Raw genomic sequence first — 14,314 nt, 5'->3', positions numbered from 1 at the left:
GCTGCAAGGGGGTGTTCATTGTGAAAACGAAAAACGTGATACAATTCCGAGATTTTCTAAAGCCATACAAAAAAGCATACATCAGCTCTATTGCGCTGGCGGTGATCGGTGTGTTTTTCGGACTCGTCCCTTACTACATCGCCTATCGCTTGTTAGTCAATATACAGACGCCCTTTTCTTATCGGGAAGTTTTCCTTGCCGCGTTCTTTATGCTTATGGCATTTATTTTGCAGTTAGCGATGCACAACGCTTCAACGGCAATATCCCACAAGACAGCTTTTCGCATATTGGAGCAGATGCGGATTGCGATAACAGATAAAATGCTGCGAATGCCTATGGGCTATATGCAGATACAGGGGGCCGGACACTTTCATCATATACTGATTGATGGAACGGAACGGCTGGAATATCCTCTGGCACACGCAATCCCGGAGATAAGTTCCAATGTCCTGATTCCGGCTGGAATTATCGGCCTCCTGTTTGTGGTTGATTGGCGTATGGCATTGTCCGTTTTAGTTCCTGCCACGTTGACGCTGCTGTTCTATCTCCCGATGTATATTGGGATTATGAATGAGTTTGCAAATACTTACTATGCTGCGCTGGAGAATATGAACGGGCGGATTATTGAATACATCCGCGGAAACAAGGAAATCAAAATCTTTGGTCAGGAAAAAGAAGCCTACACAAAGTATGAGGAATCCATCCAAAAATACAAAAGTTCGACATTGAAGCTATATCGCAGAATGTATGCCGCGGCCGCACCGTCACTTGTGCTCTTGTCCTCAATTATAGTAAGCGTTCTTTGCGTTGGGGGTTATTTGTACGCACAGGCTCATTTGTCAGGAAACGTATTTCTGTTTTCGGTATTACTATCTTTGGGAACCGGTACATCTCTGCTTAAGTTTACTGACTTTATGGATAATTTTTATCATATCCGAAACGGAAAACGCTTGATTAACGAGGTTTTATCCGCGCCAGAATTACCAGAATTAAATGAGGATAACAAAGGCCAAGTGCCTTCCGGCAATCAAATAGAGCTTCGCAATGTTTCCTTTGCGTATGAAAAAGAGACAGTATTGCAGAACATTTCATTGGTGTTTCAGGAAAAGGAAAAAGTTGCCATCGTTGGGCCGTCTGGCGCCGGAAAAACAACGATAGCGAATCTGCTTGCGAGATTTTGGGATGTGTCAGAAGGGAGTATTCTGATCGGCGGTGTCGATTACAGAAATCTCCCCTTGTCATCGTTAATGTCAAGGATCAGCTATGTTACACAGGATACCTTTCTATTCAATTTATCCATTTTAGAGAATATCAGGCTGGGTAATCCATCTGCAACGGATGAACAGGTAATCGCTGCGGCAACACAGGCACAATGCGCGGAGTTTATTGATGCTTTACAAGAGGGCTATCATACCATTGTTGGCAACGATGGCATAAAACTATCTGGCGGACAACGCCAAAGAATCATTATTGCTCGTGCCATATTGAAAAACGCACCGATTCTGATTCTGGATGAAGCGACCGCTTACACAGACATGGAAAATCAGCATAAAATTCAGGTATCTTTACAGGAGTTATGCAGAGAAAAAACCCTCATCGTTATTGCACATAGATTAACGACGATTAAGAATTGTGACAAGATCGTTGTCTTAAATGGTGGGCGCGTCGCTGCTGTTGGCTCCCATGAAGAATTATTGAAAACCTGTGCAGTCTATCAAAAAATGTGGTCTATCTATTTTGAGGAGGATTCCACGCAGTTAGCAGGGAAAGCGGAGGTGGAAGTATGCTGAAAACTATAAAAGAATTTGTGCGCTTGATACAAAGTCAGCGATATCAGCTTTATGTTTCCCTGCTTTTTAGTTTCTGTGACGGTGTACTACTTATGATCCCGCTCATTATCTCATATCTCATGGTATCCGAAATGCCGGAATTTAATCCGACCGCAACAACGAGGTTAAGTAAAGAAACAGTCTTTTTATATATGGGTGTAATGATGGCTGTCGTTCTGATCCGCATTTTCCTGCGTTATTTTACAATGCGACTGCGATCAGGGGCGGGATATAAGGCAATGTGTGAGGAGCGCATTCGGCTGGGAGAACATCTAAAACGTGTTTCACTTGGTTTCTTCACAGGAAGAAATTTAGGCGATTTGGTTTCAACCATCACTTCCGACGCGGCCTTTCTGGAAATTGAAGGTTTGGGGGTGATCGAAAAGGCCGCCATGGGGATTCCTGCCCTACTGATTGGTTTATTTTTCCTTTTTCATGTAGATTACAGGATTTTTGTTTTAACGGTTGTTCTTTTGATTCCCGCGTGGTTTTCCTATCGCTACTTTGCCACGACACAAGATCGTCTAAATATAAATCGACAGAATCTAATCGGAGAAGTAACCGAGGAAACCGTTGAATTTATCCGGGGTATTCATATATTAAAATCTTGTTGTCTGGAAAATGAACAGGCGTCAAGAATCAGGCTCATATTTACAAGGCTTCGCAAAGATTCTATTTTGAATGAACTTGCGCATTTGTTCCCGATGGCTTCTTTTCAGTTTTGGTTTCGTCTTATTACCTCTGGAACCGTCCTTCTATCGGGAATACTCTATCTCCGAGGCGAAGCTGATTTTTTGAGATTGTTTCTGTTAGTTGTAGCTTCTTTCAGCCTTTTTCAAGGGGTTGAGGCTATGGGGATATTTAGTATCTTTTCAAAAATGACACAGCAGTCCATCGACCGCATGAAAGCAATTAAAGAAATACCCGCTATGGAGAATATTTCAGGGAAAGAGCAGCCGCGAAACTTTGATATTTCTTATCAGGATGTCACATTTGCTTATGATCGCACACCTGTTTTACAACAGGTATCATTTTGTGTGCCGGAAAAAACGACGACCGCATTGGTGGGCTTGTCAGGAAGCGGAAAGACAACAATCATCAACTTACTGGCACGATTTTGGGATGTGCAGCAAGGAGCAATAAAGGTTGGTGGAAAAAGCATTCGGACAGTATCCTATGAATATCTGCTACATAATTTGAGCTTTGTATTTCAGGATGTGATGTTATTTCAAGATACCGTTTTTAATAATATTCGGCTTGGGAATCCTTGCGCAAGCATGGATGAAGTTGTCGCAGCAGCCAAACGTGCTCGCTGCCATGAATTTATTATGCAACTCGAAAATGGATATGATACCGTGTTGGGGGAAGGTGGAACAAAACTATCCGGCGGTGAAAAGCAGCGGCTATCCATTGCGCGAGCAATTATAAAGGATGCTCCTATTGTATTGCTCGATGAGGTAACAGCGAACATGGATGTGGAAAATGAGCTTATGATTCAGATGGCCTTACAGGAACTGTTGCAAGATAAGACCGTCATTATGATAGCACACAAACTTTCCACAATAAAAAATGTCGATCAAATTCTTGTATTAGAAAACGGGAAAATAACGCAGCGCGGAACACACGATCAGCTTGTCTCACAGGACGGATTGTACCAAAAGCTGTGGAATATTCAGTATGAAGCCTCGTCCTGGAGTATTTGACGAGAGCAAGCATAAAAGGAGGTGTGCCTTATGGTTCTACATTCCTCCGGGGAAGATTACCTAAAAGCAATCCTGATTCTGCAAAAGAATAACGGTAAAGTGCGCTCCGTTGATGTCGCGGCTTACATGGGCGTTTCCAAACCCAGCGTCAGTCATGCAGTAAAGCTGTTACGCGAAGGAGGTTTTCTCACGAAAGACAGCGACCACTTTCTGCACCTTACCGCTTTGGGTCAAGAAACGGCGGAAAAACTTTATGAACGCTATCAGTTTTTTGCAAAGCACCTTGCCGGTGCCGGTGTTGATACTGCGATTGCGGAGGAAGAAGCCTGCCGTATGGAACACACAATCAGCCATGAATCGTTCCATGTCTTAAAGGAGCAGAAGCAAAACACCTGCCCGTTTGCGGATTCCTGTCAGCTTGTGACTGAAAGTAAGAACAGTACAAAGGAAGATAATTAAATGTGCAATCTTTTTCCATTATTGCAACCCTAAAACCGTTGTCAGAATTGCGGGATGTCCTTAAAAGATAATATGATCTGATCTGACGGCGGTTTTGAAACGAACACAATTTCAAACCGCCGTTTTCCTGTTTTGAAAAGGGATACGGAGGCTGTATAGCGTCACTCTATTCTCGGAACACGGCGGCTGCAAGGAGGTGTCGTCGTGTTCATTTTATGTCCGTCTGATCTTCATATCCTTAACCTGCAAAAAAAAGCAATCGCAACTCCGTACCCCTTTGCGTCCGTGTAAAGAAACAACATAATCATCCCCCTGCTGTTGTAGGTTCCTATTTTGCCTCGGCTGCTTCATGCAGTCGGGGCTTTTTCTGTTTTTTTCAAAGTTTTTTTCAGAAAGTTTCCCCGATTCTTTGGCATTTCAAAAAATCGGTTGTAGTCATACGCGAAAAGGGGATATACCAGCGAGCCGCCTTTCGGCCAGAAAGGAGGTGAGACGATGCAACCTAATCGCTTGGAGTTTCAAAAGCAATGCGCCTTTCAAAGTTTCTGCAAGCGGGCTTTGCGGAACGAAGCCGCCAACGCCCACAAAGAAATCAAGAGGCGCAGAGCAAAGGAAGTGAGCTTTTCCGATTTGACCCCGCAGGAGCAAGACCAGCTTTGCACCTATGACAGCTATTTTTACGGCGGCCATGAGGATACAGAGCCGGGCTACTACGCAGCGGGAAAGAAGATCACGGCGAAGCTCATAGCCGAAGCCCTCCGCACATTGCCGGAGGAAAAGCGCAAGGCGGTACTTCTGTACTACTTTGCCGGAATGACTGATACAGAGATCGGTAAGCTCTTTGACGCACCGCGCAGCACGATCCAGTATCGGCGGACAAGCTCTTTCGAGCTGCTGAAAAAGTATTTGGAGGAACACGCTGATGAATGGGATGAATGGTAAGTATGAAAGCCCGGAAGTCGCTCTTGTTCCTTATCCAATCATTTTGGCGGCAACAAAGGGTGATCCGGAGGCTATGAAATTGGTGGTGCAGCATTTCAGCGGATATATCGCAAGCCTTTCCATGCGAAAGCTCTATGACGAGAGAGGCAACGCCTATTACGGCGTGGACGAGGACATCCGCGAAAGGCTGCAAGCCAAACTGATGAGGACAGTCCTCAGATTTAAGGCTGATTAAACGACACACGCAGCGAAACGCCTTAATCCCCCTTTTCCGTTTCGCAGGTGTCAGCAAAAAGCCTGTTTGCACTTTGACAAAGAAAGCCCGCAAGATAACGGCGACGCAGTATAGGGCAAATCGGATACGTTCCTTTTGTGCCGAGCCATACGGCGGGTGCGCCATGACTTCCCTTTTGGGAACGAGCGAACAACACCACACCGCAAAGCAATTTAGCAGCTTGCGGGCGACGACACACAAAAGGGATAATGATACTCCCTTACAGCCACAGTCCGAGCGTTAGAAGCGTCGAAGGCAATGGGTAGGGCTGCGTGAGAACCACGCAGGAGTGAAATTCTCGTGGAGCTATGCTAATAGCCGTCCGATTAAAGCCCCTTTTATTCAAAAACAGACCTTTGAGCCATTTTGAAAGGGGGTATTTTCCTATGGCAAAAAAGGAAACAGCAAGCCCCGCTATCCCCGTATTCCCTATGTTAAAGACTGTTGAGCAAATGAGCAAGATTAGCGGTATCGGGGAAAATAAGCTGCGTGAGCTTATGGATAGCGGCGAGCTTGAATATATACAGAATGGAAACCGCCGTTTGATAGCTGACGCTGCAATCTGGGACTGGTATCATAGGGCAAAGACGACAGCGAAGCCCCCGGCGCGACAGGGAGGTTAAGCTATGGCTATATCAACAAGGCAGGTTAAGAATAAGCGCGACAGCAACGGCGTACTGACCGGGCGGCCGGGTACAGTTTACGACGTGAATATAAAGTACACCGCCCCGAATGGGGAAAAGAAAACCTATTCAAAAAAGGGCTTTCCAACAAAAAAGGAAGCGACACAGCATGAAGCAGAGATGAAAGCAAAGCTCCATAATCCGGGACAGATTGCGTCTATCGCTTCACAGCGGAAACAGACCGTTGCAAGCTATCTGAATGAATGGGTAGAAAGCTATGCAAGAGTGAACTTGCGCCCCTCTACTTACGACGGGTACAAAAAGACGATTGCAAACTATATCAATCCCTATATCGGCGGCGTTGCCCTTAATCAGCTTACCCCCGCTATGGTAGATAAAATGTTTCAGCAGATTATCGACAAAGGCTTGAAACCGTCCACCGCAGCCGGGGCAAAGCGTGTTTTGAGCGTGGCGTTGAGCCATGCCCGGAAATACCGCTATATCGAAACCAACGCGGCAAAGGACACGCTTACGAAGTTTGGAAAGAGCGACAAGACCCCCGACCCGTACACGCCGGAACAGGTAAAAGCCCTTATGCAGCGCGTCGAGGGTACGGTTTGGGAAATGCCCGTTATCTTAGGCGGGCTTTACGGTATGCGCCGTTCTGAAATTCTGGGCTTACGCTGGCGCAATGTGGATTTGGAAAACAACACCTTTGACGTTTCCGAGCAGCTACCCTTTAAGGTACCGCCGAAAACAAAAGTCATTGAGGAAATGGCACCGCCGAAATCCAACGGGCGAAAGCTGCCTATCACAGAGCTTGCCCGCCCGTTCTTTCTCAAACAGTTTGCTATGCAGGAAGCGCAGCGCGAACAGGCAGAAAAGAACGGAAAGCCTTACTATGACAATGACCTTGTTGTAGCGAAGCCGGACGGTTCCCCTATCTCTGCGTCGTGGGTATCTTCCCAGTTTGGAAAGCTACTTGAAGATTTGGATATGCCGCATATCCGCTTTCACGATTTACGCCATACGGCGGCTACGAATATGCACCAACTGACGGGCGACTTCTACACCGTAGGCGAAGTGTTGGGACATACGCTTGCGGGTATCGGCGTATCACTTGGGCTGTCTATGAACTTTGAAGCTGTTACTGCCCGTTATGTGGACGTGCGGCTTGAACGAAAAAAGGAAGTCTTAGACGCTTATCATGGGACGGTCAAACAGGCTGACCCGGCAAAGGCAGAGAAAGCCGAGCCGAAGAAAGCAAAGAAAAAGAGCAGCGATTTAGAGCTTTAACCGCTGTATCTCTTTACCGCTTCTTATATCGTTTTATAGCCACGCGTGGGATTTTGGCACCATTTGGGCACCATTTACCGAAAAAGCACCACTAACACAGGCGATAAAAGAAACGCCGAGAACACGCAAAAGCATAGAGTTTATGCGGGTTTCCGGCGTTTTCTAATCCCTCAACCGACCTAAAATCATCTTGCGGCAGAGAGAAAAATTCTACTATTTTTTATTGCCATTTATTTAATTAATAGGAATGTTCAATAAAATTTTAAACTATAATTGAATTACCAAATTATATCTTTATATGATTTTTGAGCCAACATATATGATATAAAATAAATTATCCCATATATAGACGATATTAATATCAAATTATTAAAATAGGAAGAATAATTTAATAATCCAAATAATCTCAAAATATTATACATAATTTTGCTGGCTATAATATTATGAACTACTGCCACAACTATAGGCATTAAAAATACAATTTTCATTTGTGATTTTATTATAAATTGTGCCATTTTTTCTGATATGCCAAGTTTTTTGAGAATATCATATCTTTTTTTATCTTCATTGCCTTCAGCTGTTTGCTTATAATAAAGCACAAGAGATGTGATTATAGTAAATACGATAGATATGAGCACACCTAGGAATAAAAAACCACCGGAAAATTCTTGTAAAAAGTCAATTTGCCCCTTTTTATCATAAAGCTCAAGAGAGTTTTGCTCAGAAAAAGTTTTTAAGTAATTGTAAATGTCAGTATCACCTTGATTGATGAAAATATTATAGGACAATAAATTATATATTTGAGAGGGCTTATTTTCTATTTTTGAAAATGAATTTACCAAATATTTAAATGTATCAAAGTTATCTACTATTAAAAAGGTTTTATCTGTTACCATTCTTTTATCACATTTTTCTTGAGTAGGTATGGTTTGGTAGATTTTGTCGAATAGGGTTATTTGCTTTAGATTTCCAGTTTTCTTACTATTAGTACCAAAAAATATTTGCTCAGAGTTTATGTTTTGTAGTTTTTCGTTGAAAGCTTTTTCGTAAAAATCTTTTGTGGTAATAGTAAGCATTGTATATTTGCTGTAATCTTGTGAGTTACTGCTATCTAATGGCTTAATTACACCGCTTTCGTCTATAGTGCAAGTGATTGAGTAGGAGATAAAATAAGATTTGTCCATGCTCAAAGAGGGAGCAAATTTATTGTCAATTTCTGATATTTTATTATCTATGGCTTGTAGGGTTAATTTATTTTTATCAAGTATACCGGTCATGACGTAATCGTTATCGATTATCATATTTTTAGTGGTCTGCCCTATAGTCAAAACTGTAGATGTGGATATTATTACCGCTGAGCAAAGTATGGTGATTGTTGCAAGGCTTATTGCGTTAGATTTTATCCTATAAATAAGTGTTGATATAGTTAAAAAGTTTTTTACCTTGTAATAATGAGCTTTATTTTTTCTTTCAAGCTTTAGTATAAAGATTGATATAGAGGTAAATAATAAATATGTGCCAATTATTACAAGCAGTATTGCGACAAGTAATAGAAATATTGCATTAAAGGGGTTGTTTGTAAATAAGGAGATTGCATATCCTAAGATTAATGCAACAAATCCAAGTATAGTGCTTATGGTTTTTGTTTTAGGTTCTTTTTCAGGTTCATTTTGGTAATTTTTAAGCTCAGTAGGTGTTTTTTTAGCTATATGGAAAATATTAATAGCAAGATTGAGCAAAAATGAACCAACCATTATAAAAATAGTAAAGGCAAGGGAGGTGACTTCAAAATTAAATATATTAAAAGCATCTAGGGTAATATTCAATAATTTTCGCAAGAATAAAAATGAAAATATACCAAGAACATATCCTGTAACTACAGCTAATATAGCAGTAAATACAAATATAAAAGCAGACTCTATAAAAAGCATTTTTATTATATGCTTTTTTTCTAGTCCTAGAACTTCGTATAAAAATAATTCTTGAAATCTTTTTTTGATGATAAATCTTTGGGAGTATACAGTAAAAATAACATCTACTATTGAGACTATAAATACTCCAAATTGCATCATATCTATAAGTAGAGGGTGTCTTGTAAGTACATATTGATTTTTTGTAAGACTGGTCATTACAAAAAGTACAGCATACATCATAGCATTAGACAGTATGAAAGATACAATGTCATTAGAGTTGGATTTTAGATTTTTTATCGCCAGTTTATTAATCATGCTATTCACCTCTTCTGTTTAAAAGAGTGAGGGAGTCGGCTATTTTTTCAGCAAAATCTATGTTAGTTTGTGCTCCTTTGTAGATTTCGTGAAAAATGATACCATCTTTTATAAATAGCACCCTTTTTGCATAGGACGCAGACTTGATTGAGTGGGTAACCATCAAGATTGTATTGCCATCGTCATTAATTGAGCTAAAAATTTGCATTACATTTTCAGCAGATTTGCTGTCTAGCTGTCCGGTAGGTTCATCAGCAAGTATGAGCTTTGGAAATGTGATTAAAGACCTTGCTATAGCTACCCTTTGCTTTTGACCACCGGATAGCTCAGTGATATTTTTTGACAAAATATCTTTGATGTCAAGTTTTTCTGATACATAATCAAGCTTGCTATCAAAGGTGTAAATATCAACACCTGATAAGACAAGAGGTAGTAAAATATTATCCTTAACTGAAAAAGTTTCTATTAAATTAAAATCTTGAAATACAAATCCAAGCTTTTCTCTACGAAATGTGGCTATTTGAGATGGACTTAATTTTTCTATATTTTGATTAGCTATTACAACAGTGCCTTCAGTTGGCTTATCCAAGGTTGCAATTATATTTAATAAGGTGCTTTTACCTGAGCCACTTTCTCCCATTATTGCTACGAATTCTTTTTCTTGTACTTCAAAGCTTACATTTTTAAGTGCTAATGTGTTGGAGCTTTTGTATAGCTTTTTAAGATTTTCTACTGTTAGTAAATTCATTTATCCTCCGAATTAAAGTATAAAAAATAATAAGTTATATTTAATTTATATAACTTATTATAAAATAAAAAAGAGAATGTAGCTTTTATCTAACATTACAAAGTGAAAGTTAAACTTACAATTTTGTAAGTTTAATCAAAATATATTCTAAATTCTGTATATATATTTACCTCAGAATAAACTGCAACCTTGTGACCAAGTTTGTTAGATATTTGCTTTACCAAATAGAGACCTATGCCTGTAGATTTATTTTCATTCACACCATAAGACGCACTATAACCCCTATCAAAAATTTTTTCTATTTTGTGTTTGTCTATTCCAATACCAAGGTCTTTTATCATTAGATAATTCTCACAAAAATTATATTTTATAATTATTTTTTTACCATTGGCGAATTTCAGTGCATTGTTTAAAATCTGTTCAAGCATCAATGACAAATACTTTTTGTCAGATATAGTGATTTTCTTAAAATCTTCAAAATCTAAAGGGGTTTTAGTGGAAATAAAGTTTAATTTGTATTTTCTAATCAAGGCTTTTACTACTTCGGAGATATCGACTTCTTTAATATCCATATCCGCTGAAAAGTCACCCAGCTTTAAGTATGACAGAGCCATTTGTGTGTAGTTTTCTATGGATAAGGCAATAATTTTAATGGTGTTTTTATCCTCCAAGGAAAAATTATTAGCAATCAAGTTTAAGGAGGTAATAGGCGTCTTTATCTGATGTATCCAAGTTAAAAAATAATCGTCTAATTTATTTTTGTATCTAAGGTTTTGCTCTTTTTCTTCTCTCAAAGCTTGCTCTAATTCGTGAAGGAGTTTATCTTTATCCTGAACCTTTTTATATGAGGTAAAGGCAATTATCATATAATATAAAAAAACTAAAAATTGAGAAATTAATAAGGTGATTAAAAATTGAATTTGGATATCAAATAAAATTGTTAAAATTATACTGACGCTAAGTAGTGATAAAAACAATATAAATTCTTTAGATTTAGAAATTAAAAAATTATAGATTTGCATTTTCTATCCTATATCCAACATTTTTTTTGGTAGTAATAAAATTATCTAATCCTATAGACGAAAGTTTTTTTCTAAGTCTACTTATATTTACAAAAAGAGTATTTTCATCAATATAATCATCGCCTTGCCAGCACTCTTGTATAAGAGAGTCTCTTGTGACATAATTTCCAATATTATTTACAAGTTTTTTAAAAATAGTATTTTCTGTCTTAGTGAGCTCAACAGTCCTTTCATCAAATGAAAGAGTGTATTTAAATTCATCATAACGTAGCTCTTTTAAACCATTGATATGTATAATTAAAACTAAAGCATCTTTTTTATCTGAACTGTCGTAAGTATAAGCTCTTCTTAGGCTGGATTTAATTTTTGTAATCAAAAAATCCATGTCGAAGGGTTTTGATATAAAATCGTCTGCACCCATTTCAAGAGCCATAATTTGGTCCATATTATCTGACCTAGAGGATATAAATATTATAGGCACTGATGAGATGCTGCGGATACGTTTTGTAAAATGATATCCATCATATATGGGCAGCTTTATATCCATCAATACCAAGTCAGGCTCAGAGTCCTCAAAAATAGAGAGGGTTTTGGAAAAATCCTCTACATCAATTATGGTGTACTCCCATTGCTCTAATTCCTTTTTTAGTTGATTGCGTATAAGCAGGTCGTCTTCAACAATCATTATTTTCATAAATAGACCTCAAAAGAAAGAAAATAAAAAACTGTGAACTCGCTTTCGCATATATTCCACAGACGTTTCCCAAAATAATTAACTCAACCGCAGCACCCTCACAGCACATAATGAAATTCGCTTACCGCTGCTTCATTCCTGACCTGACGGGGTTCACGACACACTATTGTATGAGACTACAATCTCAACGAAAATTATATTAGGACGGCTCTGCAAAATATACACTCAAAACGAGCATCGACCCTGCTAAAGCGGATTGCAGGTTACAAGGCTCCGCTACTTCCCCATCTATCACAGTAAAAATAATTATAACATAAAAATACTTATATATCAAGCATAGACAATTTAGCGAAAAAAATTTTTGTAAAAATGTAAGCTTATATTAAGATGTATATACTAAGGCAATTCACATAAATTTAACATAAGAATATTAAAAACAACACAACTATTAGAAAAACGATTAAATGTGTGCCTTTTTAGCAAACTTGAACATTAAAATCAAAATAAGGCTTGATTTAATTACATTTTTGTGGTATTTTTATAAATGTAATTAAAGAAGAAAAGGCAAGTAAAAATGATTTTGTTTTCCCTTGGTAGTATACTGAAGGACCAAACAATAGCTATGTTTTGAAAGCGACAGTTCTTTAAGTACTACAAAATATTTCTTTTTTAAGGGGGAAACAAACATGACAGGAAAAGTTAAGTGGTTTAATGCAGAAAAAGGATTTGGATTTATCGAAAGAGAAGGCGGAGACGATGTATTCGTACATTTCTCAGCTATCCAATCTGATGGTTTCAAAACTCTTGATGAAGGTCAAGAAGTAGAATTTGAAATAACTGAAGGTACTAGAGGACCTCAAGCTGCAAACGTTATAAAACTTTAATAAGGTTAATTGAAGAGCTTAACCGAGTCTCGGTTAAGTTCTTTTTTTAAGTAAGGAATAAGATGGAATTTAATCAATTAGAAGTAGATAAAAGAATACTTAAAGCCATAGAGGATATGGGCTTTACACAAATGACAAAGGTACAAGAGCAGGCAATACCGGAGGCTCTTAGCCATAGAGATGTTATAGGACAGTCACAAACAGGTACAGGCAAGACAGTAGCCTTTGGGATACCTATAATACAAAATATAGACGAAGGCGATGAAAAGGTACAAGCAATAATAATTACGCCTACAAGAGAGCTATGTACCCAAGTAGACAGCCAAATAAATGCACTGTTAAAATACTATGATTTTGACAGCTCAGCAATTTATGGCGGAGAAGATATTGGCAAACAAATTAAAAGGATAAAAAAACGCCCAAGAGTCTTAGTTGCTACACCCGGTAGACTTATGGATATGATTGACAGAAGATTAGTCAAGACTGAAAATATTACAACAGTAGTTATAGATGAGGCAGACGAGCTGCTATCAATGGGATTTATTGAGGATATAGAAAAAATATTATCTCTAATACCAAACAGAAAATTCACAATGCTTTTTTCTGCTACAATGCCGGATAGGGTTAAAAATATAACTACAAGGTTCATGAAACAGCCAAAGCATATAAAAATCAATCCTAAGACAGTAACAGTAGATACAGTAGACCAAAAATATATAGAATTATCAGAAAATCAAAAATTTGATGCCCTATGCAGATTAATAGATATATATCAAATGCCCCTTTGTATGATATTTGGTAGGACAAAAAGAAGAGTCGATGAGCTGATAAATGCCCTAAAAACTAGAGGATACGATGTAGAGGGTATCCATGGTGATATGAAACAAGAAAAAAGGGAAAAAGTAATAGAAAGATTTAAAAACAAACAAATAAAAATCCTAGTGGCTACGGACGTAGCAGCTAGAGGGCTGGATATTTCGGGAGTTACCCATGTAATTAACTTTGACCTGCCACAGGAAATAGAAAGCTATGTTCACCGTATAGGAAGAACAGGCAGAGCAGGAAAAACTGGCACATCTATTACCTTTGTGCATCCAAAGGAAATGGAATTTTTGGAAGAAATCCAAAAATATACAAAAAGTAGAGTAGAAAAAATCAGTGCACCTACAAAATATCAAGCCCAAAGTGCAGTAATGGAAAGAGCCAAGGATAAGATTAAAGACGGCATAGAAACAGAAAGACAAGAAGAACTTGGCAAAATAGCAAAAAATCTACTAGAAGAATATGATGCAGTGGATATTATAATATCTGCGTTAAAATTATTGACCAAAAATGATAAAAAGACTGCAAAGGTACACCTGACCTTTGAAACTCCGCTTAGACTTGCAAAGAGATATAAAAAAGCCTCTGCTGGATATAGAAGAAAAAATGAAAAAGAAGGTAGTTATAAGAAAAATTACCACAAGGACTTATCAGAAAGAAGATACAAAAAAGATAGACCATACAATGGTGATAAAAAATCAAGAAATAATAATTTTAGAAAAAATGAACATACACAAAAAAGTTCAGAGAAATGATTAATATAAAACCCCTATGATTTAGAGCAATCTAA

The 14,314-nt window shown here is 38.4% G+C and carries 13 protein-coding genes and 1 other RNA gene; 9 read left to right on the top strand and 5 right to left on the bottom strand.

The genetic code is table 11. The features are described from left to right. Positions 1–20 precede the first annotated feature (20 nt). The 7 genes from BBG48_RS03990 (at position 21) to BBG48_RS03960 (ending at position 7,126) form a co-directional block, all read left to right on the top strand. A complete protein-coding gene (locus BBG48_RS03990; protein WP_243446736.1) occupies positions 21–1,790 on the top strand; it encodes an ABC transporter ATP-binding protein in 1,770 nt (589 codons plus the stop codon). After that, a complete protein-coding gene (locus tag BBG48_RS03985) occupies positions 1,784–3,532 on the top strand; it encodes an ABC transporter ATP-binding protein (RefSeq protein ID WP_068912387.1) in 1,749 nt (582 codons plus the stop codon). The genes BBG48_RS03990 and BBG48_RS03985 overlap by 7 nt, the downstream gene beginning before the upstream one ends. A gap of 30 nt (positions 3,533–3,562) precedes the next feature. Beyond that, a complete protein-coding gene (locus tag BBG48_RS03980) occupies positions 3,563–3,991 on the top strand; it encodes a metal-dependent transcriptional regulator (protein ID WP_006773701.1) in 429 nt (142 codons plus the stop codon). A gap of 495 nt (positions 3,992–4,486) precedes the next feature. Next, complete coding sequence (locus tag BBG48_RS03975; protein WP_068912389.1) at positions 4,487–4,933, top strand: RNA polymerase sigma factor; 447 nt, start codon at positions 4,487–4,489, stop codon at positions 4,931–4,933. Continuing rightward, positions 4,914–5,168: a helix-turn-helix domain-containing protein gene (locus BBG48_RS03970; RefSeq protein WP_068912391.1), complete on the top strand. Its 255-nt coding sequence runs from the start codon at positions 4,914–4,916 to the stop codon at positions 5,166–5,168. Before BBG48_RS03975 ends, BBG48_RS03970 begins: the two co-directional genes overlap by 20 nt. Positions 5,169–5,593: 425 nt before the next feature. Continuing rightward, positions 5,594–5,830 carry a MerR family transcriptional regulator gene (locus BBG48_RS03965; protein WP_033120015.1) on the top strand — a complete coding sequence of 79 codons (237 nt, stop codon included), beginning with the start codon at positions 5,594–5,596 and terminating at the stop codon, positions 5,828–5,830. A 3-nt stretch (positions 5,831–5,833) separates the two neighbouring features. Next, a complete protein-coding gene (locus BBG48_RS03960) occupies positions 5,834–7,126 on the top strand; it encodes a tyrosine-type recombinase/integrase (RefSeq protein ID WP_068912393.1) in 1,293 nt (430 codons plus the stop codon). Between the two features lie 278 nt (positions 7,127–7,404). Here BBG48_RS03960 and BBG48_RS03955 read toward each other — a convergent pair whose 3' ends face one another. The 5 genes from BBG48_RS03955 to ffs all read right to left on the bottom strand — a co-directional run bounded on the left by BBG48_RS03955 (position 7,405) and on the right by ffs (position 12,115). Then, on the bottom strand, positions 7,405–9,354 hold the full coding sequence (locus BBG48_RS03955) for an ABC transporter permease (protein WP_068912395.1): 1,950 nt from the start codon (positions 9,352–9,354) through the stop codon (positions 7,405–7,407). Position 9,355: 1 nt separating this feature from the next. After that, positions 9,356–10,102, bottom strand: coding sequence for an ABC transporter ATP-binding protein (locus tag BBG48_RS03950; RefSeq protein ID WP_068912397.1), 747 nt, complete (start codon positions 10,100–10,102; stop codon positions 9,356–9,358). A 131-nt stretch (positions 10,103–10,233) separates the two neighbouring features. Then, positions 10,234–11,124, bottom strand: coding sequence for a sensor histidine kinase (locus tag BBG48_RS03945; protein ID WP_068912399.1), 891 nt, complete (start codon positions 11,122–11,124; stop codon positions 10,234–10,236). Further along, complete coding sequence (locus BBG48_RS03940; protein ID WP_068912401.1) at positions 11,111–11,818, bottom strand: response regulator transcription factor; 708 nt, start codon at positions 11,816–11,818, stop codon at positions 11,111–11,113. The genes BBG48_RS03945 and BBG48_RS03940 overlap by 14 nt, the downstream gene beginning before the upstream one ends. A gap of 31 nt (positions 11,819–11,849) precedes the next feature. Beyond that, positions 11,850–12,115, bottom strand: an RNA gene (ffs, locus tag BBG48_RS03935) — signal recognition particle sRNA large type. Positions 12,116–12,504: 389 nt separating this feature from the next. Between ffs and BBG48_RS03930 the strand changes: the two genes are divergently transcribed. Further along, the gene (locus tag BBG48_RS03930) at positions 12,505–12,702 is read left to right on the top strand and encodes a cold shock domain-containing protein (protein WP_068912403.1); all 198 of its coding nucleotides are present in this window, start codon (positions 12,505–12,507) and stop codon (positions 12,700–12,702) included. A 62-nt stretch (positions 12,703–12,764) separates the two neighbouring features. Then, positions 12,765–14,279, top strand: coding sequence for a DEAD/DEAH box helicase (locus tag BBG48_RS03925; protein ID WP_068912405.1), 1,515 nt, complete (start codon positions 12,765–12,767; stop codon positions 14,277–14,279). Positions 14,280–14,314: the final 35 nt, after the last annotated feature.

The organism is Criibacterium bergeronii, assembly GCF_001693775.2.
GTDB lineage: Bacteria > Bacillota > Clostridia > Peptostreptococcales > Filifactoraceae > Peptoanaerobacter > Peptoanaerobacter bergeronii.
The sequence above is the reverse complement of the archived record's forward strand: the minus strand, read 5'-3'. Positions and strand labels throughout refer to the sequence as shown.